The sequence below is a fragment of the Agromyces sp. NPDC058104 genome, assembly GCF_042884835.1.
Classification (GTDB): Bacteria; Actinomycetota; Actinomycetes; order Actinomycetales; family Microbacteriaceae; genus Agromyces.
Genome location: NZ_JBHVTD010000001.1, coordinates 663,299 through 682,652, shown reverse-complemented (window position 1 = coordinate 682,652; position 19,354 = coordinate 663,299). Strand labels below are relative to the sequence as shown.

The 19,354-nt window shown below is 73.7% G+C and carries 22 protein-coding genes and 1 tRNA gene; 13 read left to right on the top strand and 10 right to left on the bottom strand.

The window, feature by feature from the left end; all coding sequences use genetic code 11:
- Nucleotides 1-5: 5 nt before the first annotated feature.
- Nucleotides 6-842 carry an SGNH/GDSL hydrolase family protein gene (locus ACFVTH_RS03235; RefSeq protein ID WP_387086685.1) on the bottom strand — a complete coding sequence of 279 codons (837 nt, stop codon included), beginning with the start codon at nucleotides 840-842 and terminating at the stop codon, nucleotides 6-8.
- Nucleotides 843-1,082: 240 nt separating this feature from the next.
- On the opposite strand from ACFVTH_RS03235, the gene ACFVTH_RS03230 reads away from it, so the two are divergent.
- A tRNA-Ser gene (locus ACFVTH_RS03230) sits at nucleotides 1,083-1,172 on the top strand.
- Nucleotides 1,173-1,290: 118 nt separating this feature from the next.
- Here the strand turns inward: ACFVTH_RS03230 and ACFVTH_RS03225 are convergent.
- A complete protein-coding gene (locus ACFVTH_RS03225) occupies nucleotides 1,291-1,773 on the bottom strand; it encodes a DUF6326 family protein (protein WP_387086683.1) in 483 nt (160 codons plus the stop codon).
- Between the two features lie 178 nt (nucleotides 1,774-1,951).
- Between ACFVTH_RS03225 and ACFVTH_RS03220 the strand changes: the two genes are divergently transcribed.
- The 5 genes from ACFVTH_RS03220 to ACFVTH_RS03200 all read left to right on the top strand — a co-directional run bounded on the left by ACFVTH_RS03220 (nucleotide 1,952) and on the right by ACFVTH_RS03200 (nucleotide 4,861).
- Nucleotides 1,952-2,572 (top strand): TetR/AcrR family transcriptional regulator, encoded by a 621-nt coding sequence (locus ACFVTH_RS03220; RefSeq protein ID WP_387088699.1) that lies wholly within the window; start codon nucleotides 1,952-1,954, stop codon nucleotides 2,570-2,572.
- A gap of 72 nt (nucleotides 2,573-2,644) precedes the next feature.
- On the top strand, nucleotides 2,645-3,184 hold the full coding sequence (locus tag ACFVTH_RS03215; RefSeq protein WP_387086681.1) for a GNAT family N-acetyltransferase: 540 nt from the start codon (nucleotides 2,645-2,647) through the stop codon (nucleotides 3,182-3,184).
- An 85-nt stretch (nucleotides 3,185-3,269) separates the two neighbouring features.
- Nucleotides 3,270-3,563, top strand: a complete 294-nt coding sequence (locus ACFVTH_RS03210) for a DUF6412 domain-containing protein (protein ID WP_387086679.1) — start codon at nucleotides 3,270-3,272, stop codon at nucleotides 3,561-3,563.
- Between the two features lie 131 nt (nucleotides 3,564-3,694).
- Nucleotides 3,695-4,501 (top strand): YidC/Oxa1 family membrane protein insertase, encoded by an 807-nt coding sequence (locus tag ACFVTH_RS03205; protein ID WP_387086677.1) that lies wholly within the window; start codon nucleotides 3,695-3,697, stop codon nucleotides 4,499-4,501.
- 87 nt (nucleotides 4,502-4,588) lie between these two features.
- Nucleotides 4,589-4,861, top strand: a complete 273-nt coding sequence (locus ACFVTH_RS03200) for a GlsB/YeaQ/YmgE family stress response membrane protein (RefSeq protein ID WP_386939606.1) — start codon at nucleotides 4,589-4,591, stop codon at nucleotides 4,859-4,861.
- A gap of 110 nt (nucleotides 4,862-4,971) precedes the next feature.
- Here the strand turns inward: ACFVTH_RS03200 and ACFVTH_RS03195 are convergent, their stop codons facing one another.
- Nucleotides 4,972-5,721 (bottom strand): glutamine amidotransferase, encoded by a 750-nt coding sequence (locus tag ACFVTH_RS03195; RefSeq protein WP_387086675.1) that lies wholly within the window; start codon nucleotides 5,719-5,721, stop codon nucleotides 4,972-4,974.
- Nucleotides 5,718-6,449, bottom strand: coding sequence for a LysR family substrate-binding domain-containing protein (locus ACFVTH_RS03190; RefSeq protein WP_387086673.1), 732 nt, complete (start codon nucleotides 6,447-6,449; stop codon nucleotides 5,718-5,720). The genes ACFVTH_RS03195 and ACFVTH_RS03190 overlap by 4 nt, the downstream gene beginning before the upstream one ends.
- An 87-nt stretch (nucleotides 6,450-6,536) precedes the next feature.
- Between ACFVTH_RS03190 and ACFVTH_RS03185 the strand changes: the two genes are divergently transcribed.
- Nucleotides 6,537-6,944: a DUF5997 family protein gene (locus ACFVTH_RS03185; RefSeq protein ID WP_387088696.1), complete on the top strand. Its 408-nt coding sequence runs from the start codon at nucleotides 6,537-6,539 to the stop codon at nucleotides 6,942-6,944.
- 13 nt (nucleotides 6,945-6,957) lie between these two features.
- Here the strand turns inward: ACFVTH_RS03185 and ACFVTH_RS03180 are convergent, their stop codons facing one another.
- Complete coding sequence (locus ACFVTH_RS03180; protein ID WP_387086671.1) at nucleotides 6,958-7,608, bottom strand: alpha/beta hydrolase; 651 nt, start codon at nucleotides 7,606-7,608, stop codon at nucleotides 6,958-6,960.
- Nucleotides 7,609-7,644: 36 nt separating this feature from the next.
- Here ACFVTH_RS03180 and ACFVTH_RS03175 point away from each other — a divergent pair, with 36 nt between their 5' ends.
- Nucleotides 7,645-8,226, top strand: a complete 582-nt coding sequence (locus ACFVTH_RS03175; protein ID WP_387086669.1) for an NUDIX hydrolase family protein — start codon at nucleotides 7,645-7,647, stop codon at nucleotides 8,224-8,226.
- A 47-nt stretch (nucleotides 8,227-8,273) separates the two neighbouring features.
- Here ACFVTH_RS03175 and ACFVTH_RS03170 read toward each other — a convergent pair whose 3' ends face one another.
- On the bottom strand, nucleotides 8,274-8,777 hold the full coding sequence (locus tag ACFVTH_RS03170; protein ID WP_387086667.1) for a GNAT family N-acetyltransferase: 504 nt from the start codon (nucleotides 8,775-8,777) through the stop codon (nucleotides 8,274-8,276).
- A 146-nt stretch (nucleotides 8,778-8,923) separates the two neighbouring features.
- On the opposite strand from ACFVTH_RS03170, the gene ACFVTH_RS03165 reads away from it, so the two are divergent.
- Both ACFVTH_RS03165 and ACFVTH_RS03160 read left to right on the top strand, forming a co-directional pair.
- On the top strand, nucleotides 8,924-9,607 hold the full coding sequence (locus tag ACFVTH_RS03165) for an RNA polymerase sigma factor (RefSeq protein ID WP_387086665.1): 684 nt from the start codon (nucleotides 8,924-8,926) through the stop codon (nucleotides 9,605-9,607).
- Nucleotides 9,604-10,101, top strand: a complete 498-nt coding sequence (locus ACFVTH_RS03160) for a hypothetical protein (protein ID WP_387086663.1) — start codon at nucleotides 9,604-9,606, stop codon at nucleotides 10,099-10,101. The genes ACFVTH_RS03165 and ACFVTH_RS03160 overlap by 4 nt, the downstream gene beginning before the upstream one ends.
- Before the next feature lie 18 nt (nucleotides 10,102-10,119).
- Here ACFVTH_RS03160 and ACFVTH_RS03155 read toward each other — a convergent pair whose 3' ends face one another.
- The 4 genes from ACFVTH_RS03155 to ACFVTH_RS03140 all read right to left on the bottom strand — a co-directional run bounded on the left by ACFVTH_RS03155 (nucleotide 10,120) and on the right by ACFVTH_RS03140 (nucleotide 14,108).
- Nucleotides 10,120-10,719, bottom strand: coding sequence for a hypothetical protein (locus ACFVTH_RS03155; RefSeq protein ID WP_387086661.1), 600 nt, complete (start codon nucleotides 10,717-10,719; stop codon nucleotides 10,120-10,122).
- Nucleotides 10,720-11,131: 412 nt separating this feature from the next.
- Nucleotides 11,132-12,688 carry a DEAD/DEAH box helicase gene (locus ACFVTH_RS03150; RefSeq protein ID WP_387086659.1) on the bottom strand — a complete coding sequence of 519 codons (1,557 nt, stop codon included), beginning with the start codon at nucleotides 12,686-12,688 and terminating at the stop codon, nucleotides 11,132-11,134.
- Between the two features lie 221 nt (nucleotides 12,689-12,909).
- A complete protein-coding gene (locus tag ACFVTH_RS03145; protein ID WP_387086657.1) occupies nucleotides 12,910-13,539 on the bottom strand; it encodes a DUF1684 domain-containing protein in 630 nt (209 codons plus the stop codon).
- Entirely contained in the window at nucleotides 13,536-14,108 is a 573-nt protein-coding gene (locus tag ACFVTH_RS03140) for a hypothetical protein (protein WP_387086655.1), read from the bottom strand. The genes ACFVTH_RS03145 and ACFVTH_RS03140 overlap by 4 nt, the downstream gene beginning before the upstream one ends.
- Before the next feature lie 90 nt (nucleotides 14,109-14,198).
- On the opposite strand from ACFVTH_RS03140, the gene ACFVTH_RS03135 reads away from it, so the two are divergent.
- The 3 genes from ACFVTH_RS03135 to ACFVTH_RS03125 are packed head-to-tail and all read left to right on the top strand — an operon-like array spanning nucleotide 14,199 to nucleotide 19,322.
- Nucleotides 14,199-15,458 carry a hypothetical protein gene (locus tag ACFVTH_RS03135; protein WP_387086654.1) on the top strand — a complete coding sequence of 420 codons (1,260 nt, stop codon included), beginning with the start codon at nucleotides 14,199-14,201 and terminating at the stop codon, nucleotides 15,456-15,458.
- Nucleotides 15,459-15,467: 9 nt separating this feature from the next.
- Complete coding sequence (locus tag ACFVTH_RS03130; protein ID WP_387086652.1) at nucleotides 15,468-16,253, top strand: 2-phosphosulfolactate phosphatase; 786 nt, start codon at nucleotides 15,468-15,470, stop codon at nucleotides 16,251-16,253.
- A gap of 9 nt (nucleotides 16,254-16,262) precedes the next feature.
- Nucleotides 16,263-19,322: a hypothetical protein gene (locus tag ACFVTH_RS03125; RefSeq protein WP_387086650.1), complete on the top strand. Its 3,060-nt coding sequence runs from the start codon at nucleotides 16,263-16,265 to the stop codon at nucleotides 19,320-19,322.
- Nucleotides 19,323-19,354: the final 32 nt, after the last annotated feature.

Sequence of the window (19,354 nt, the reverse complement as noted above, 5' to 3'; positions counted from 1 at the left end):
CGAGACTACCGGCGGCCCCCGACACCGACGGATTCCGCGAGCTCCGCCCCATCGGGGCGCAGCTCGAGCGCGTCGAGCCGTGCCCCGACGAGCGGGCGGAACGCCTCGGCCCACACCGCGTATCCGCCGTCGTTCGGGTGGAACATGTCGCGCGCGAACTGCGTGAGGATGCCCGGAAGGCCCTGGCGCCGGGTCGCCTCGTGCAGGGGCGCCACGGCAAGGCCTCGCGCGCCGGCGGCGGCACGGAGCATCCGGTTCGCCTCGGCGACCCTGCGCTCGTTGCGGGGGAAGTGGAAGCACGGCAGTTCGCCGACGATCGCGTGCCTGGGCAGCTCGTCGAGGATCGCCCGCAGGTTGCGGTCGAAGGCCGCGGCATCCCAGTCGGCGATGTCGTTCGCGCCGATCGCGACCGTGACGACGTCGGGTGAGAGGGTGCGCAGCCGGGGCAGCTGATCGCGCACCGCGAGCGCGGTCGTGGCACCCGAGACGCTGAGGTTCACGGTCCGGATGCTCCGCGGCGAGGCCGCTCGCATCGCCTCGGCGAGCACGCCGACGTAGCTGCGGTCGGGCCGCGACGCCCCGATGCCCTGGGCCGCCGAGTCGCCGAGTGCGACGTACAGCAGCTCCCCGCTCGCCGCGCCGTGCTCGCGCCACCACTTCGAGTGCACGGGCAGGGTGTCGTTGAGCGTGGAACGACGCAGCTCCATCCGCTCGCGGAAGGGGCGCACGCCCGCCGTGCCGAGCACCGTCGACATCGCGAGGGAGGTGCCCGCCGCGAGTGCGCGCGCCGAGCTGCGCGGCCGGGGCGGCGCGAAGGCGGTGGCGAGGGGAACGGGCGTCATGCCGAGAACGTATCCGGGCCCGCTTCGAGTGGACTGGACGGCCGCTGAGCGCCGGCTGGGCTTCCGGTGACGAATCGATCACGGCGGGGCGCTGCGCGGCCCGTGGCTGACGTGCGGACCAGGGAATGCCCCGCTGATCGGGCCTGGAAGGCCACGCGAGCGGGCGAGCGCGGGATGCGCCCGGCGGCGCGGCATCCGCTCGTTTTGGCAGTCTTGCCCTCGTCCCCTACTATTGATCCCGGTACCGTGTCCGAGCGGCCGAAGGTGCAACTCTCGAAAAGTTGTGTGCGTGAAAGCGCACCGTGGGTTCAAATCCCACCGGTACCGCCACGAAGAACCCCCGTTGATCGGGGGTTCTTCTGTATCCGGACCCGGTCTGCGGCAACCGGGGCGTCATTCCGGCGGGTGCCGACGTCGCCCGGAGTCGACGTGGTTCGTCGCGAACCGGCTACACGGTCTGCCGAAGGCCGCTCGTCTCGGCGTCGGCCGGCATCGCGGGCATCCGCGGCCATTTCCAGGCCGAGCGCAGGACGAAGGCCAGGAGGAGCAGCTCGAGTCCGATCGAGATGCCGTAGAAGCCGGCCCACTCCCACGTCGTCCCTGCCGCGTTGAAGATCGAGTAGGGGATGAGCAGCGAGGCGACGACGAGGTTCGCGGCGCGGTTCGCCCGGGCGGGCAGCGTCATGGAGAGCGCGACCATCATCGCCGGGATCGAGACCGACACGAGGACGACGGTCAACAGCATCGAGCTGACGTCGAACCGCCACATGAGTCCGTCGAGGATGCCGTCGACGACGCCGGGCTTGTAGAAGTTGAGGACGTCGACGTAGACGTACAGGAACATGAAGCTCGCCCATGCGGCGGCGAGCTTGGCCTGCAGGGGCATCGGCGGGGCGTCGAGCAGGCGTGGGGCGGTCGTTCGGATGGTCATCGGTTCTTCCTTCGCGTGGAGAGGTCCGCCTTCGGGACGGCGGCGCGTACGATGTACGCGTACGTTGTACTCTCGCGCGTACGATGTACGCTTGTCAAGATTTGGAGAGAAAGAGGGGCCTGTGTCTGCGAGTGAGGACCACCGGACCGCGCCCGACGCGGGCCTGAGCCGACAGCGGGTGGTGGCCGAGGCGATCCGGCTCGCCGACCGAGAGGGAGCCGACGGCCTGACCATGCGCCGGCTGGCCGGGTCGCTCGGCGCGGGGGCGATGTCGCTCTACCGCTACGTGGCGAGCAAGGAGGAGCTGCTCGACGCCATGATCGACCTCGTGTTCGAGGAGATCGAACTCCCGCCTCGAGAGGCCGACTGGCAATCGGCGATGCGGCGCCGCGCGGAGTCCGCCCGGCGGGTCCTCGCCCGCCACCCGTGGGCCATCGGGCTGATGGAGTCGCGGACGTCGCCGGGGCCGGCGAACCTCCGTCACCGCGAAGCGGTCACCGCCTGCCTGCGGAGGGCCGGCTTCCCGGTCGTGATGGCGACGCACGCCAACTGGTTGCTCGACAGCTACGTGTACGGGTTCGCCCTGCAGGAGGCGAACCTGCCGGGCGGCACCGCCGAGACCCTCGCCGACATGGCCGAGCACGTCTTCCTGCCCCAGCTCCCTCCCGACGAGTTCCCCTACCTCAACGAGTCCGCCGCGGCGCTCGTCGCGGCCGGCTACGACCCGGCGGAGGAGTTCGACTTCGGCCTGGGCCTCGTCCTCGGCGCCCTCGAGCGGCTGAGAGCCTCCGCCGAGTGACGCCGCAGGCCGTCGCGCCGGTCTCCGCCGCGAACGTATGATCGCGGGGTTCGTGTTTTCGGGGAGGCGGCCATGTTCGACGCGGTGGAACTCGACGACGCGGTCGTCATGCGTCTGCTCGCTGCGGGCGACGGCCCCGCGCTCGCCGAGGCCTACGCGCGCAACCGCGAGCACCTCGCTCCGTGGGAGCCGCAGCGCACGCCCGAGTTCTTCACCGCCGCCTGGCACGACCGCGACGTCGCCGGGGCGCTGGCGCGCGTGCAGGCCGGCACCACGGTGCCGTTCGTGCTCGAGCAGGGCGAGGAGATCGTCGGGCGGGTGAACCTGTCGGACGTCGTGCGCGGGGTGTTCGAGAACGCCCACCTCGGCTACTGGGTCGACGAGCGGTTGACCGGGCGCGGGGTCGCCACCACGGCGGTCGGGGTCGTACTGCACCACGCCCGCGCCGCCGGCCTGCATCGGGTGCAGGCCGGCACCCTCGTGCACAACACGGGCTCGCAGCGGGTGCTCGAGCGCAACGGATTCGAACGCTTCGGGCTCGCCCGCCGCTACCTGCGCATCGCGGGGGAGTGGCAGGACCACGTGATGTACGAGCGGCTGCTCGACGAGTGAGCCCCGAGTGAGCCCCGAGTGAGCCGACTGGGCCGAGTGAGCCGGGGAGACGAGTGGTAGCGTGACTGCGTCGGAAGGAGGCGTCGTGATCGAGTTCGTCGGCGCGCTCCTCCGCTCGGTGCAGGCCTCGCTCGAGCTGTCGCTCGCGTCCAACGCCCTGCTCGCAGTGCTCCTCGTCGGCGTCGTCGGCGCCGCGGCCGTCGCGGTCGTGGTCGTCGCCTGCCGGGCGCTCCCCGCGCTCGTGGCCGCCGACGCGAGCGGCGCCGCCCGCCGCCTGCGGCAGACCGCCGATCCAGGGCTCCTCCTCTCGCAGAGCGACCCCGACGCACCGGGGCGTGCGCGACCGAGGGCGCCCGCGCGCGGTCTCGCGGCCGCGTAGCGCCCGTCCCGCCTCCGCCGAGCCCGCCCTCGTCCACCGACGACCTGCGGCGCGCCCGGCGACCCCGGCGACGATCGACGACCCTTCGCGGCCAGACGGAACCCGTTTCGCCGACCCGCAAAGGACTCACCATGGATCTGTACGCCTTCCCACCGGTCGCCGCCCTCCTCGACGGGGCGCATGCGCTCCTCATGGGCCTCGCCGAGCTGCTCGCCCCGTTCACCGGCGCCACGAGCGCCGCCGCGGCGATCGTGCTCGTCACCCTCCTCGTGCGCACCGCGCTCATCCCCGTGGGCGTCTCGCAGGCGAAGGCCGAGCAGGGGCGCGCCCGGCTCGCGCCGAGGCTCGCCGAACTGCAGCGCAGGCACGCGAAGAACCCCGAGCGCCTGCAGCGCGAGATGATGGCGCTCTACCGCGACGAGAACACCAGCCCGTTCGCCGGTTGCCTGCCGATGCTCGCGCAGGCGCCGGTCGTCGGCATCATCTACGCGCTGTTCATCCTGCCCACGATCGCGGGGCACGACAATGCGCTGCTGCAGGAGACGCTCGCGGGGGTGCCGCTCGGCTCGAGCCTCGCGGGTTCGCTCGTCGAGGGCACCCTCGCTCCGGCGGGCTTCGCGGTGTTCGCCACGATCATCCTCTCGATCGCCCTCGTCGGAGAGGTCACTCGGCGCGTGTTCCGCGCCCAGGCCACTGCGGTGCCCGCCGCGCCCGCACGGCCGGCCGCGGCCGGCGCTCGCACCGCGGCATCCGCCTCGCCGCTCTCGACGGCCGGGGCCCAGCGGATGCTCGGCCTCCTGCAGTTCGTCACCGCCGTCGTCGCGGTGTTCGTGCCGCTCGCCGCCGGCCTCTACCTGCTGGTCACCGTCGCGTGGACGCTCGGACAGCGCGTGCTGCTGCGTCGCGTGTACCCGCTCCCGCAGCCGAATCCCGCGTGATCCAACCATGCCGACGACACGCGTGGCAAGGGCTTGCCACGCAGACGCCGCGGTGCCAAGTTTGGATCAACGATCGAAGGAGTGACCATGAGTTTCCTCGCGTTTCTGATCCTCGGCCTGATCGCCGGGGCCATCGCCAAGCTGATCCTGCCGGGCAAGCAGGCGGGCGGCTGGTTCGTCACCCTGCTGCTCGGCGTCGTCGGGGCCCTCCTCGGCGGCTGGCTGGGCAGCCTCATCCTCAATCGCCCCCTCACGGAGTTCTGGGACCTCGGAACCTGGCTCCTCGCGATCGGCGGCTCGATCATCGTGCTGCTCATCTGGGGTCTCGTCACGCGCGGAAGCCGCAACAGCGCGGCCTGATCGCCTTCGGCGGAGCGGATGCCTCACCCGGCCTCCGCTCCGCTGCGGCGCGTTCGCCGCAACGCGTTCCGCTGCAGCGCGCGCTGCGCGACAACCCCCGCTGCCGCGCGTTACCGCCAGTCGCCCCCGGCGAGCTCGACGAAGCGCGCCAGCAGCCGCTGCGGCTCGGTCACGCTGGCGGAGTCGAGGCGAGCGCTGACCTCGCGCAGCTCGCTCGCGGGGAAGTAGCCGTGGTGACGGTACACCTGCGCCCGAGCGATGAAGTCGGCCGTCGTCACCTCGGGGTGGAACTGCGTCGCGTAGAGGCGGGGGCCGGCCCGGTAGATCTGCACCGGGCACCCGGCCGAGCTCGCGAGCAGCGCGGCGCCGGCCGGCAGCGCCTCGACCGACTCCTTGTGCCCGACGAGTGCGTCGAACCGGCGCGGGAGGGCTCCGACGAGCGTGTCGGCGACGCCCTCGTCGGTGAGGGTGATCTCGACCGCCGCGGCATTCTCGCCGTGGAGGGTGCCGACGGTTCCGCCGAGCACACGGGTGAGCACCCCGATGCCGTAGCAGGTGAAGAGCAGCGGGAACTCGGTCTCGAGCGCCCACTCGGCCAGCTCGGCGAGCTCGCGTTCGACGCGGCGCTGCACCGCGTGCTTGTTCGCCTCGGGCGTCGTCACGTTGTACGGACTGCCGCCGACGATGACGCCCGCGTACTCGGCGAGCGGCACCTGGCGGAGCGACTCGACGTCGAGGCGGTGGTGCTCGAGCCGACCCGCATCGAGCCCGGTCGCGCGGCGCACCGACTCGTACTCGGGCCCCACGGCCTCGATCTCGGGGCGCGCCGAGAGGAACAGGAAGGGCGCGGTTTCGGTCATCGGCCCTTCCTCCGCCCGCGCTGCGAGGCCGATCGGCCGGATGCCCCGCGGCCGGTGCCCGAGCGCGCCGAAGCGCCCTTGCCCGTGTTCTTGCCCTTGGCGGCGTTCTTGCCGCCGCCGCGCGCGGCCTCGGCGGCACGTCGCTCTGCGGCCGCCTTCTTCGCCGCCTTCGCGGGTGAGAGCTCGGGCGTCTCGTCGGCGCGCGAGCTGCGTGCGGTGCGTCCGCGCACCACGCCGACGAACTCCTGGATGTCGTCGTCGTCGCGCTCGACGCGCCAGACGAGGGCGATGCGCGTCGGCGGGGCATCGGCGAGCGGCACCGCCACCACGTCGCGACGCTGGTGGAGGCGTGCGATCGAGTGCGGCACGATCGCGTAGCCGGTGCCGGCCGCGACGAGTTCGAGCGTCATCGCCGGATCGGACTGCACGGGCGCGGCGGGTTCGCCGTCGAGATCGGCGAGGGCGAGCTCGGCCTCGTCGGCGAACGGATGCTCCTTCGGCAGCGCGACGACGGCGAGCTCCTCCCACAGCGGGATGAGGTGGAGCCCGTCGGCCTCGACCGGCAGCCGCACGAAGGCGAGGTCGACCTCGCCCGAACGCAGGCGCTCGAGCTGCTCGTGCTCGTCGACCCTGGCCGCCTCGAGCGGCAGGTCGGCGCGTCGCTCGCCCCACGCGCGCAGCCACTTCGACGGGGAGACGCCCGCGACGTAGTCGAGCCGCAATGCCATTCGGCGCCCCCTTGTTCCCTGCGTGCGGATGCCTCTCAGGCTACCGTCGGCTACGGTTGCAGGGTGAGCGAGAAGCAGCCGAAGGCCATGAAGCCGCAGTCCATGAAGGCGGAGACCGCGGCGAAGAAGCTCGGCATCCTGCTCGAGGCCGCACCCGAGGAGTTCCGCGCGTCGGTCGTCACGCGCGACGAGCTCGCGGCGCTGCAGGCCGATCCGCCCGAGTGGCTCGAGACCCTGCGCCGCGAGGGGCCGCACCCGCGCCCGGTCGTGGCGGCCAAGCTCGGCGTCTCGAACTCGGGCCTCGCCCGCGGCGGCGTCACCGAGCCGCTCACGACCGCCGAGATCAAGGCGCTCCTCGCCGCGCCGCCCGCGTGGCTCGTGCAGGAGCGCGCCACCCAGGCGGCCGTCCGCGCCGAGAAGATCCGCGTGGCCGAACGTGACAAGGAGCGGGCCGCGCGCCGCGCGGGCGGCGGCGGAGGCGGCGGCGGGGTCTGACCCCGCAGGCCCGTCACTCCACCGAGACGGCGTAGCGCTCGCGCAGGAAGCCCGCGACGTCGGCGAGCTCGCGCTCGGACACCGAGTGCCCGAGCCCCTCGTAGACGCGCGCGTCGAGGGTCGAATGCCCGGGCAGCCACGCCAGCGTGCGCGAGACGGATGCCTCGGGGATGACCTCGTCGGCGGTGCCGCGGCCCCAGAACACGGGCGGCGCGAGCCGTGACATCCGGCCGTCGCCCTCGCGGTCGCCCGGAAGGGCGAACCCGGCGAGGCTGACCGCGAACGCGAACCGCTCGGGCGCGCGGCGCAGCAACTCGAGCGCCATCGCGCCGCCCTGCGAGAAGCCGAGGAGGCCGACCCGCCCGGCGTCGGGGGCCGCGCGATCGAGCCAGGCGAGGAGCGCGTCGACCGCGGCGGACGCTCCGTCGACCGAGAGCTCGGCGCCCTCGGCCAGCAGCGGGAACCACGCGTAGCCGTACCCGGCGAAGATCGGCGCCCGCAACGAGGCGATTGCGGGCTCGAGCGGCAGGTACGGCGTGAGCCCGAAGAGGTCGCCCTCGTTCGAGTTGTAGCCGTGCAGCAGCACGAGGAGCGGGCGCCCCTCGCGGTCGGCGGGGGAGGCCGACCAGAGCACGGCGTCGTCGTCGATCAGCACACTCGTCATGCGACAACGCTATCGGCGTGGGGCAGAATCGAGGGCATGAGCGTACGCACCCCCGATCCCGACTGGAATCCCGGCGACGAGCCCGTCGTGCGCCCGCCGGCGAATCCGGGCTGGCTGAGCGACCTCGAGCTGGCCGAGGTCCGCGGCCGGCTGCCGCTGCTCTACGTCGAGGCCGTTCCCGTCCGCGTCGACGGGCTCGGCCAGGTCACCGAGGTCGGGGTGCTGCTGCGCGCCAACGCCGTCGGCGAGATGACCCGCACGCTCGTCTCGGGGCGCGTGATGTACGGCGAGACCATTCGCGACGCGCTCTTCCGCCACCTCGAGAAGGACCTCGGGCCGATGGCGTTCCCGCTGCTGCCGGCGAGTCCGGTGCCGTTCACCGTCGCCGAGTACTTCCCGCTGCCGGGCATCACGCCGTTCACCGACGAACGGCAGCACGCCGTGTCGCTCGCGTTCGTCGTGCCCGTCACCGGCACCTGCGAGCCGCGCCAGGACGCGCTCGAGGTGACCTGGATGACGCCGGCCGAGGCCGTCGACGAGACGGTCACGAGCGAGATGGAGGGCGGGCGCGGCGTGCTCGTCAAGCAGGGACTCGCCTCGGTCGGTGCGCTGCACTGACGCCCGCCGCGCTGCGCCGGCGCCCGCCGCGGCGTGACGCCGCCCGCTCAGCGCACCAGTCGCACCTCGTGGATCTCCTCGCCGAGGAACGGCACGCGCTGGTCGGCGCCGTCGGCCGTGAAGCCGTTGCGCGTGTAGAAGCGGTGCGCGCGGGGGTTGTCGGAGGCGACCCAGAGGTAGACCGGGTCGGTGCCGACGGCCGCGTCGAACAGCTTCTGGCCGATGCCGGTGCCGTGGTAGGCGTCGAGCAGGTAGATGAAGTACAGCTCGCGGTCGCGCGGCGCGGCCTCGTCGCGGGCGGGGCCCGAGCCGACGAAGCCGACGATCTCGCCGTCGACGAGTGCGGCGAACTGGGCGTACTCGTCGCCGCGCTCGGCGTAGTGGTTCCAGAGCTCGGCCATGCGTCGCGGCGAGAGCTTCTCGAACGCGGCGGAGCTGATCAGGTGGTCGTAGGTCTCGTGCCAGCAGGTCGCGTGGACGCGCCCCAGGGCTTCGACATCGGAATCGCGGATGGGACGGACGACGACTTCGGCAACGACTTCGGTGCTCATGCCCCGAGACTAAGCCAGACCTCCGTCGGCGCGAAATCGAGCGGCCCGACGGATCGGGAACCTCGGCACGGCATCCGGACATATCACTGCATGGCCCCTCTCACGAATCCGCTGTCGGCGGATCGCCCGGTTAGGCTTGCCCGAGCATGGGCGAAGACCGACGGACCGACGCGGCGCTCTGGCTCGAGGCGACGTCGGGCACAGAGGCCTCGTTCGGCGTGGTCTACGACCGATATCGCGCGCGCATCTTCCGGCGTGCGTACGCGCAGGTGCGCGACGTCTCCGACGCGGAGGACATCGTGGCCGTGGTCTTCCTCGAGGCCTGGCGACGCCGGAAGGACGTGCGCTTCGTCGACGGTTCGCTCCTCCCGTGGCTGCTCGTGGTGACCACGAACGTGACCCTCAACACGCAGCGCGCCGCGCGGCGGCACAAGCGACTCCTCGCCGCCATCCCGGTCGCCCGCCACGCCGTCGACTTCGGCCCCGAGGTCGACGAGCGGCTCGACGGCGGGCTGCTCTCGGGGCGCCTGCAGGCGGCACTCCAGCGGCTGAACCCGGCCGAGCGCCGGGTGGTCGAGCTGTGCCTCGTCGAAGAGCTGCCGCTCGCCGACGCGGCCGCGGCGCTCGACGTGCCGCTCGGTTCGGTCAAGTCGCGCCTGTCGCGCGCTCGTCGCAAGCTGCAGGCGGAGCTCGGCGATGCGGCGTGGCCGGGCGAGGCGGCGATCGAGGCACCGGCGCGGCCCGCGCCGGCCGCGCCCTCGCATGCGGTGCCCCCGACGGCTCCGGCCCGTGCTCCGCACGCCCCCGACGACCTGGAGGTGATCGGATGACCGGTCCCGAGATGCGGCCCGAGCGCGCCGACGCGATCCGGGCGATGCTCGTCGAGAACGCCCGCACCGAGCCGGTCGTGCGGGCGCGTCGCCGCCGCAACCTCGTCATCGGCTGGGGCGGCCTCGGCGTGCTCGCGGTCGGCGTCGCGGCGACGGCCGGCACGATGCTGCTCGCGCCCGGTCCGGTGACGCAGACCGCCTACGTGCAGTGCCTCGACGAGCCGCGCCGCAACTCCGACGGCACCTACCCCGGGTCGGGTGCCACCGTCGCCGAGGACAACGGGCTGCCGACCGATCCGATCGAACTGTGCACGCTCATGTGGGAGCAGGGGCTCTTCGAGCCCGACTACGACCCGCTCGCCCAGACCAACCCGCCCGGACGGGTGCCCGACGAACTGCAGCTCTGCGTCATGGAGGACGGCACCGCCGCAGTGGTGCCCTCGCCGAACGAGTCGATCTGCGCCGCACTCGGCATGGCGCGACCGACCGACTGAGGGCCGAGACCCGCGGCGTCAGCCGAGGGTTCCGGTCGGGCGGAAGACGAGGGACTTGACCCGGTCGTTGAGGCCGCCGAGGCCGGCGCAGTACGGGGTGCAGTTCACCCGCGACCCGCTGTAGCCGGTCGCCGCGTAGGCCGTCGCCCAGCAGCCGCTGAGGCCCGTGAGCGAGCTCACCGAGGTGTTCCAGGCCGACGACAGTGCCGAGAAGCCGAAGGTCACCCCGGCGCATCCGCTCGACCCCCAGAACGTCAGGCTCGACCCGCCCTTGTTGGCGTCCTTGTAGATGCGGCCGACGGCGATCGAGGCCGAGGCGGCCGCGGCGAGCCGTGAGTCGGCCGCGGCGACGGAGCGCCGCTCGAGATACCGCTCGACCTCCTCGACGGAGGCGAAGCAGACGGGCTCGGGAGCGTCGAGGCCGAGCTCCTCGGCCTCGGCCGCGACGTCGAGATCGAGCGCGCAGTGCTCCTGGGCGGCGGTTGATTGCGCCGGACGGTCGAGCGTCGCGAGTGCGGTGTCGACGGGCTCGGCGCTCGCCGGCATCGTCGGAGCGAGTGCCCCGATCGCGAGCGCGAGGGTTGAGACGGTGGTCATGACGGCACGGCGGATCTGCATGGAAGGCTCCCTCGGGTCGGGTGGCGCAGTCTCGGACGACGGGTTCGCAATAGGTATGTCCGGGGGCACGAAGAAAGTTCCACGAATCGGGAACCTTCCTGGCGCACCCGGACATACCTGTGTTGAGGGAAGGGGAGTGGCGATGCGACGCACGAAGACGATGACCACCATGCTGCTGGCGTTCGCCGCCGCGGCGATGGTCGTCCTGGCGACGGTCGTCGGCGGAGAGATCGGCCGGACGGTCATGCTGGGCGGCTGACGCGACGCATCGCGACCGACCCGGGCCGAGGGGACGCGGCCCGATCCCGTCGGGGGACGGGAGTCGGTACGGCGATCGGGGGAACGCCGGCCGATGAGAACGAGGGCCCGTGGAGTCGAACTCCACGGGCCCTCGTGCACGGTCGAGCGGGGGTCAGCCCTGCGCGCGCCGGTTGGTGCGCGAGTTGCGCGACGGCGAGACGAGGCTGCCGACCCGGATCGGCTGCTTGGCGCCGCGCGAGCCGCTGCTGCGCTGCGCGCCCGTGGTCTGCGCACCGCGGCTCTGGCCCGAGCCCTGCTTGGGGGCGTTCGACTTCGCCTCCGCCGGGCGGCCCGAGCGGTCGCGGCGCGGGGCGCCGGCCGAGACGTCGGACTGGCCCGAGCGGCCCCGGCCGCGACCGCGCCCGCCCTGCGACTGGCCCTGGCGCTCGCCGCCCTGGCCCTCGCGGGCCGCACGCTTGCGCTGGGCGTTCGCACCCTGCGAGCGACCGCCGCCCTGCTGGGGCTTGGGCTCGCGGGGCGCGGGCTTGACGTACGGCGCGACGTCGCCGACGAGCTTCACGACCTCGGGCGTGGTCGGCACTGCGGGCGACGGGGTCACCGTGATGGCCGCCTTGCGGAGCAGCTGCTTGAGGTCCTGCAGCTGGCCGGGCATGGCGATCGTCACGACGTCGCCCTCGCTGCCGGCGCGCGCGGTGCGGCCCGAACGGTGCAGGTAGGCCTTGTGCTCCATGGGCGGGTCGACGTGGACCACGAGCTCGATGTCGTCGACGTGGACGCCGCGGGCCGCGACATCCGTGGCGACCATGACCTTGGCCGAGCCGTCGGCGAACGCTGCGAGGTTGCGGTCGCGCTGCGGCTGCGAGAGGTTGCCGTGCAGGTCGACGGCCGGAATGCCCGCCTCGGTGAGCTTCTTCGCCAGCTTCTTGGCGTGGTGCTTCGTGCGCATGAAGAGGATGCGGCGGCCCATGCCGCTCGCGAGCGTCTTCACGAGCTCGAACTTCGTGTCGGCGTCCTCGGTGAGGAAGACGTGGTGGGTCATCGCGGCGACGGGCGAGTTCGCCTCGTCGACCGAGTGCAGCACCTCGTTCTGCAGGTAGCGCTTGACGAGCTTGTCGACCCCGTTGTCGAGGGTCGCCGAGAACAGCAGGCGCTGGCCGCCGCGCGGGGTCTTGTCGAGGATGCGCGTGACGACCGGCAGGAAGCCGAGGTCGGCCATGTGGTCGGCCTCGTCGAGCACGGTGATCTCGACGGCGTCGAGGTGCACGAAGCCCTGGTTCATGAGGTCCTCGAGGCGGCCGGGCGCCGCGACGACGATGTCGACGCCGGCGCGCAGCGCCTCGACCTGGCGCTTCTGGTTGATGCCGCCGAAGATCGTCGTGACCTTCAGGCCGTACGCGTCGGCGAGCGGCTCGATGGTGCGGGCGATCTGGGTGACGAGCTCGCGGGTCGGGGCGAGCACGAGGCCGAGCGGGCGGCCGGCGCGGCGTTGCCCGCCGGCGAGCGTCGTGCCGAGGCGCGCCACCATGGGCAGCGCGAAGGCGATGGTCTTGCCCGAGCCGGTCTTGCCGCGGCCGAGCACGTCGCGCCCGGCGAGGGTGTCGGGCAGCGAGTCGGCCTGGATGGGAGTGGGGACGGTCTTGCCGTCGGCCGTGAGGACCGCCACGAGGGGGGCGGGCACGCCGAGCGTTGCGAAGGTGATGTCGGTCACTGGTGCCTTTCGGGGCATGGTTCACCGCGCGCCGATGCATCGGGCATCGGACCCGGCGGTGGGAGTGTGGCGAAGGCGCCGGTCGGCGCATCCGTTCGCCGTATGAGAGTCATCGGGCAGCTCGGTGAGGAGCCCTGCCCGGAAGCGTTTCTACGACGCAGGCGGCGCGATCGTCGCGCGCACCGCCCGCCAGCATAGCGGATGCCCCTGTGCGGGCGCCGTCAGCGGGGCATCCGCTCGCCGACCGGGACTTCGGCACGCAGGGTGCTGCCCTCCTGCGCGAGGGGGCACGACCACGACGGGTCGTAGGCGCACGACGGGTTGTACGCGAAGTTGAAGTCGACGACCAGGGTGTCGCCGTCGGACCCCGGGCCGAGGTCGGCGCCCTTGACGGTGTCGAGCAGGTACCTGCCGCCGCCGTAGGTGCCGCCCGGCGCTCCCGCGAGGGCGTCCTTCACGGGCAGGAAGAGCCCGCCGCCGTAGCCGGTGAGCCGCCAGACGTCGAGCGTGCCGAGGTAGGGCAGCCGCACCGTGCCCACGAGCGCGAACGGGATGGAGCCGTCCGTCGCGCTGTCGACGGTCATCCGCTGCGGCTCATCCGTGCGGCGCACCTCGAGCTCGAACCGCCAGTCGGGGTCGTAGCGGGCGACGGTGAGCCCCGTGAAGCGCGCGCGGTCGTCGGGCAGCAACGGCGACTGCGGATGCCCAGCGAAGAGCTCGTCGCGGCCCGAGATCCAGAGGGCGTGGCCGGCTGCGGGGTCGTGCACGCTGAGCTGGCGGACGCCCGCGTAGAGGCCGAACACGCGGCGGCGCCAGTCGGCGAGCTGGAGGGCGCCGAGCGAGTCGGTCATCGCGGGGCCTCCGGCGACCGGGCCGACGGGGCGGACCGCATGCCGGCTCGCCGCTCGGCGTCGAGTGCGGCCGCGGCGTCGGCGGTGCCGGGCGGGTCGTACGCCCACCCCGGTGCGAGCTGCCGGAGGCGGAGGGCCCGCCACTGCCAGAACGCCCACGTCGGGTACCAGGCCGCCGCGGTCCACGGTCCGGCGCTCGCGAGCAGCCGATCGCGGTAGAGCGTGCGACCGCCTGGAAGCGGCGAGACCGCCATGCGGTGGTCCCACCGGCGGAACGCGGCGAGCGGGCCCGTGAGCGCCCCGCCGCCGTCGCGGAGCATGCGCACCCCGGCGGGCAGGCCGCCGGGGTAGCTCACGTCGACGAACTCCTCGCCGGCGGGGAAGCGGCGGAACGCGAGCGCCCGGACGCGATGCCGGCCCTCGGGCCAGACCGACGGGAGACCGCCCGGCTCGAGCGAGGAGAAGTCGAGCCACGGCGCGACCACCTCGCGCAGCACGGCGGGACTCCGGATGGCCCGCCACGCGGCATCCGGCGTGCAGTCGAGCTCGAGCTTCAGCAGCACCCGCATGAGCAGAGAGTAGGCCGGGGCCGTCGTCGGTGCCAAGGGATCGTGGGCGATTCCCGGCTCGCGGTCGGCCGCGGCCCCTAGACTCGCGCCATGCCCGACGCCCTCTCGTGGTTGCCCTCGCTCGTCGTCTTCGGGGCGGCGGCGGTCGCCCTCGTCGGGGCGGTGGTGGGCCTGCGCCGACTCGGAGTCCGGCGCGAGCGCGCCGACCTCGCGGCGGGGCGTCAGGCCGAGGTGCAGGCGAAGCAGCTCATCGTGCTCGCCGACGAGGCGCTGCGCGACGCCGAACGCGAGATCGCGTTCGCCGAGGCCCAGTTCGGGGCGGCGACCGCGCGCGACACCCGAGCCGCCGTCGATCGCGCCGGGGCACGGCTGCGCGAGGCGTTCCTGCTGCAGCAGCGGCTCGACGACGCCGAGCCCGACTCCGCCGCCGAGCGGCGCAGCTGGAGCGGCCGCATCGACGAGCTCTGCCGTTCCGCGCTCGGCGAGCTCGCCGCGGCCGATGCCGCGCTCGCCGAGCGCCGACGCAGTGAGCGCGGCGCCGGCGCGGAGCTGCCGGCCCTCACGGAGGACGCGGATGCGCTCCGGAGCCGCGTCGACGCGGCCGCCACGGTGCTCTCCCGACTCGCGTCGCGCTACGACCCGTCGGCGATGGGCGGCGCCCTCGCCGCCGGCGAACGGGCCGCCGCAGGGCTCGCCGAAGCCGAGTCGGCGATCGCCGGGGCGCTCGCCCTCGTCGCCGACGGACGCCCCGCGGCAGCGCGCCTCGCGACCGCCGCCGACGCGATGTCGCGGGCGCGGCGCGACGTCGAGGCGGTGGAGGGGTTCGAGGCCGAGCTCGCCGCCGCGGGAGACGACGCCGAGCGGGCTGCCGTCGAGCTCGCGGGAGACCTCGAGACCGCGCGGGGCGAACGCGACGCGCTCGACGATCCCGACGCGGCGCAGTCCCTCGGCGCGCAGATCGGCGAGGCCGCGAGGGCGCTCGGCGGGCGGGCGGCGTTCGCCCGCGACCCGCTGCTCGACCGAGACCGGCTTCGCGCCGCACTCGACCGACTGGAGGCTGCGCGGGCGGCGGCACGCACCGCGCAGGGCCGGCTCGACGGGGCCCGAGGCGCGCTCGACGGCGCGATCTCGATCGCGGAGGGGCAGCTGGGCGTTGCACGCGCGGCGATCGAGCGCGGCGGCGGCCGGGTCGGCGCGGCCGCGCGGACCCGGCTCGCCGAGGCCGAGCGCCAGTTGCAGAACGCCAGGCAGGAGGCCGACCCGGTCGCCGCCCTCGACGCGGCCAGACGGGCGAATGCGCGTGCGAGCGACGCCGAGGCCCTCGCGCGGTACGACGCGCTCGGCCGATAGCCTGTCGCGATGACCGATTCGACGTCGCCCTTCGGGCAGGGCAAGTACCAGGTGCGGTTCGACTGGGGCGCCGCCGGCGCCGAGCGGGTCCTTCCCGGCGCGCACGCGGTCGTCGTCGTCGACGCGCTCTCGTTCACGACCACCGCCGTCGTCGCGGCCGAGCACGGGGTCGCCGTCGCGCCGTGGCCCGCCGATCCCGCGGCGCGTGCGCGTGCCGAGGCGTTCGCCGCCGAGCGTGGCGGAATCGTCGCCGGAGCCCGCAGCGCGCCCGGGGTGCCGACGCTCTCGCCGCAGGGCTGGGCCGGCGTCGGGGCCTCGCCGGTCGTCGTCCCCTCGCCGAACGGCGGCGCGATCGCGCACGCCCTCGGCGACCGCGACGTCGTGGTGATCGCCGCGGCGATGCGCAACCGGAGCGCGGTCGCCGAGCGCCTGCTCGCGCTCCAGGCCGAGCGCGGCGAACGGCTCGTCATCGCGATCGTCGCCGCGGGCGAGCACGAGCGCGACGGCAACGGTGCCGGCGGTGCTCTGCGGTTCGCCGTCGAGGACCTGCTCGTCGCGGGGGCCGTCGTCGACGCGCTCGTCGCACGGGGCATCGACCACACCTCGCCCGAGGCGGCGGTCGCCTGCGCCGCCTTCGAGGGGCTCGCGCGCGCCACGGTGCACCTCATCAGGGCCTCGGGGAGCGGGGTCGAGCTCGGCGGTCTCGGCTTCGCGGGCGACGCGCGTCTCGCCGCCGAGCGCGACGTGACGGACGTCGTGCCGGTGCTGCGCGACGGGGTGTTCCGCGCCGCATAGGATCTCTGCATGACGACGGCGACGCGGCGGGGCATCCTCGCGATCGTCACCGCCCTCGTGCTCGTCGCGCTCGGCCTCGGCGTCGCGTTCGCGGTGGGCGACGCCCTCGGCATCCGCACTGAGCCGAGCGAGCAGATGCAGCCCGCTGCGGCGGTCGTGCCCGAGGTCGAGGCGGCCGCGCCGCCGCCCGAGTTCACGACGCTCGACGTGCCCGACACGGTGCGCATGGGCGTCGCCGTCGACGAGCTGCGCGACGCCGTCGCCGACGCCCCGGCGCGCGAGGGCGAGGCCGCGGTCTCGGTCGAGATCGTCGCCGGCCAGGAGGCCGACTCCGGACCGGGCGACGACGGCTACGAGCTGCTCGGCGGCGCCGCCTCGCTGCGGATCCTCACGTTCACCGAGGTCGGCGCGGTGCGGGCGGTCTACGACCTCGCCGCGCAGGTGCGGGCCGGGGCGCCGATCGCCGACCTCCTCGGCGTGCACGAGCGCTCGCGACTGCCGCTGCGCATGACCGACCTCGGCGCCGTCGGCGTCGCGCCCGACCCGGCCGAGTGGGCCTCGGGCGACGACTACTCCCACGCGTCGAAGGCGTTCGCGGCGGTCGTGCAGCCCGAGGCGCCCTACATCGACGAGGCCGCGCTCGCCGAGGCGTACGACGACTTCGACGGGTTCCTGCGCCACTCGCTCGCGAACGGGTTCAACGCCGTCGCCTTCCCCGGCTTCGTCGAGTTCGTCACGTTCGACGACGTGCCCGGCGGGCCCGTGTACGCCGAGGGCGACGACCACCGCGACCGCGCGCTCGCGCTGCGCGAGGCGTTCGCCCCGTTCTGGGAGCGCGCCGACCAGCTCGGCATGCAGGTCTTCCTGCGCACCGACATGCTCGCCCTGACCGGGCCCCTCGAGCAGTTCCTCACCGAGCGCTTCGGCTCGCTCGACACCGAGGACCCCGAGTTCTGGGACGTCTACACCGCCGGTCTCGACGAGCTCTACGAGGCGGCACCCGCGCTCGACGGGGTGCTCATCCGCATCGGCGAGGCGGGCGCGATCTACGACGTCGGCGGCTGGGACTACTACTCCGCGCTCGAGGTGACGACCGTCGACGCGGTACGCACGATGCTCGAGGCGTTCACGGGCCAGGCCGAGGCCGCCGAGCGCGAGGTGATCTTCCGCACGTGGAGCGTCGGCGTCGGCGCCGTCGGCGACATGCACACCAACGACGCCTCGTACGAGGCGGTGCTCGCCGGAGTCGACTCGCCGGCCCTCATCGTCTCGACGAAGTACACCCTCGGCGACTTCTACTCGTGGCTGCCGCTCAACCACACCCTCGAACAGGGCGAGCAACGCCGCATCGTCGAGTTCCAGAGCCGCCGTGAGTTCGAGAACTTCGGGGCGTTCCCGAACGACCTCGGCACCCAGTACCAGTGGGCGCTGCAGCAGCTGCTCGCGGCGAACGACCGCATCGAGGGCGTCTGGGTCTGGACGCAGGACGGCGGCCCGTGGCGGGCCGGCCCGATGTCGCTCTACCTCAAGGCCGGCTTCTGGCAGCTGTACGAGCTCGACACGCAGCTCGCGGCGGAGCTCGCGCGCGACCCCGACGCCGACGTCGCCGCCATCACCGCCGCGTGGGCGCGCGAGTGGTTCAGCGACGACCCCGCCACCGTCGAGGCGATCGTCGGTACGATGACCCGGTCGCGCGAGGCGATCGAGCAGGGCATGTACGTCGAGCAGTTCGCCGAACAGCGCGTGTTCGCCATCGGGCTCGAGCCCCCGCCCATGATGTGGATCTTCGAGTGGGACATCCTCACCGGCGACTCGGCGGTGCTCGACGTCATGTACTCGATCGTGCGCGACTCGGCGGCCGACGGCGCCGACCCGGGGTCCGGAGTCGACGCGGCGATCGCGAGCGGGGCGGATGCCGTCGCGGCCGTCGAGGAGATGCGCGAGATGGTCGCGGCGACGGAGGCCTCGAGCTGGCGCTCGCCCGAGATGCGCGAGGCGTTCGTCTCGACGCTCGACTACGAGCTCGACACCCTCCGCCTGCTCGAGGCCTACCGCGCGATGATCCTGCACCAGGGCGAGTGGCACGACACCCTCGCGCCCGAGGCCCGCGAAGCGTGGGAGGCCGACCGGGCGGTCTTCGAGGAGCGCGCGGCCGAGCACCTCGAGCGCTACGAGGGCGACCTCGACCACCCCGCGTTCAACCTCACCGCCGCGGAGCTCGGCGTCGACCGGGCCGAACGCGATCTCGTCATGGCATGGTTCGCCCGCGGGCTGCTCGTGCTCGCGCTCGCCTGGGTCGTGATCGGCATCCTCGCCGCGCGGACGCGGCTCGTCGCGAAGCCCGGCGCCGCGGCGGCGCGCGCGACCTGGGTGGCCTCGACGCGCCCGTGGCGCGCCCGCGAGTCGATGCTCGGCCTGCTGGAGCTCGACCGCTGGCTGCTCTTCCTCGTCCCGGTCGCCCTCCTCGTCGCGACCCGCGCCGTGCAGACGTCGTTCCTGTCGTGGACCCATCTCGTGGTCGTCATCGGCGCGTGGACGGTGTTCGCCGGCGTGCTGCGCCTCTGCGTCGGGCGGCGCTCGCCGTGGCCGGTGATCGCGGCGGTCGGCGGCGTCGTCGTGCTGCGCTGCATCGTGACGCTGTTCGCGCTGTCGTTCACGGGACCGGGCGGCTACTGGTTCGCCTTCTGGACCGACCCGCTGCTGCGCACCGGCTACGTCGCGCTCGCCTTCGCGCTCTTCGTCTGGGTCTTCGTGGCCGCCGGCTGGGCGCTCGCGACGCAGGTCGGCGCCAGGCGGGCGACCGGCTTCGTGCTCGCGGCGGTCGGGGCCGGGCTGGTCGTGCCCTCGGTCGTGATCGGGGCGATCGGCCTCGAGCGCGCGCTCACGCTCTGGAACGACGAGATGGGGCTGCTGCCGTGGGGCCTCGCGCGCATCCTCGGCATCACCACGTACCTCGACATCCCAGGCGAGACGGCCTGGTATGCCGCCGGGTTCGCGTTGCTGCTGCTCGTTGCGGGCGTGCTGCTCGCGCTGCCGCGGCGCCGGGCACGGGTCGTCGCCGACGGGTGATCCCGGCTGCGGCTGCGGCTGGCGCCGTGGTT

What these genes read in the sequence shown, in the direction of transcription:
- ACFVTH_RS03235 (WP_387086685.1), bottom strand. Translation starts at nt 842, where the DNA reads ATGACGCCCGTTCCCCTCGCCACCGCCTTCGCGCCGCCCCGGCCGCGC.
- ACFVTH_RS03225 (WP_387086683.1), bottom strand. Translation starts at nt 1,773, where the DNA reads ATGACCATCCGAACGACCGCCCCACGCCTGCTCGACGCCCCGCCGATG.
- ACFVTH_RS03215 (WP_387086681.1), top strand. Translation starts at nt 2,645, where the DNA reads ATGTTCGACGCGGTGGAACTCGACGACGCGGTCGTCATGCGTCTGCTC.
- ACFVTH_RS03205 (WP_387086677.1), top strand. Translation starts at nt 3,695, where the DNA reads ATGGATCTGTACGCCTTCCCACCGGTCGCCGCCCTCCTCGACGGGGCG.
- ACFVTH_RS03200 (WP_386939606.1), top strand. Translation starts at nt 4,589, where the DNA reads ATGAGTTTCCTCGCGTTTCTGATCCTCGGCCTGATCGCCGGGGCCATC.
- ACFVTH_RS03195 (WP_387086675.1), bottom strand. Translation starts at nt 5,721, where the DNA reads ATGACCGAAACCGCGCCCTTCCTGTTCCTCTCGGCGCGCCCCGAGATC.
- ACFVTH_RS03190 (WP_387086673.1), bottom strand. Translation starts at nt 6,449, where the DNA reads ATGGCATTGCGGCTCGACTACGTCGCGGGCGTCTCCCCGTCGAAGTGG.
- ACFVTH_RS03185 (WP_387088696.1), top strand. Translation starts at nt 6,537, where the DNA reads ATGAAGCCGCAGTCCATGAAGGCGGAGACCGCGGCGAAGAAGCTCGGC.
- ACFVTH_RS03180 (WP_387086671.1), bottom strand. Translation starts at nt 7,608, where the DNA reads ATGACGAGTGTGCTGATCGACGACGACGCCGTGCTCTGGTCGGCCTCC.
- ACFVTH_RS03175 (WP_387086669.1), top strand. Translation starts at nt 7,645, where the DNA reads ATGAGCGTACGCACCCCCGATCCCGACTGGAATCCCGGCGACGAGCCC.
- ACFVTH_RS03170 (WP_387086667.1), bottom strand. Translation starts at nt 8,777, where the DNA reads ATGAGCACCGAAGTCGTTGCCGAAGTCGTCGTCCGTCCCATCCGCGAT.
- ACFVTH_RS03165 (WP_387086665.1), top strand. Translation starts at nt 8,924, where the DNA reads ATGGGCGAAGACCGACGGACCGACGCGGCGCTCTGGCTCGAGGCGACG.
- ACFVTH_RS03160 (WP_387086663.1), top strand. Translation starts at nt 9,604, where the DNA reads ATGACCGGTCCCGAGATGCGGCCCGAGCGCGCCGACGCGATCCGGGCG.
- ACFVTH_RS03155 (WP_387086661.1), bottom strand. Translation starts at nt 10,719, where the DNA reads ATGCAGATCCGCCGTGCCGTCATGACCACCGTCTCAACCCTCGCGCTC.
- ACFVTH_RS03145 (WP_387086657.1), bottom strand. Translation starts at nt 13,539, where the DNA reads ATGACCGACTCGCTCGGCGCCCTCCAGCTCGCCGACTGGCGCCGCCGC.
- ACFVTH_RS03140 (WP_387086655.1), bottom strand. Translation starts at nt 14,108, where the DNA reads ATGCGGGTGCTGCTGAAGCTCGAGCTCGACTGCACGCCGGATGCCGCG.
- ACFVTH_RS03135 (WP_387086654.1), top strand. Translation starts at nt 14,199, where the DNA reads ATGCCCGACGCCCTCTCGTGGTTGCCCTCGCTCGTCGTCTTCGGGGCG.
- ACFVTH_RS03130 (WP_387086652.1), top strand. Translation starts at nt 15,468, where the DNA reads ATGACCGATTCGACGTCGCCCTTCGGGCAGGGCAAGTACCAGGTGCGG.
- ACFVTH_RS03125 (WP_387086650.1), top strand. Translation starts at nt 16,263, where the DNA reads ATGACGACGGCGACGCGGCGGGGCATCCTCGCGATCGTCACCGCCCTC.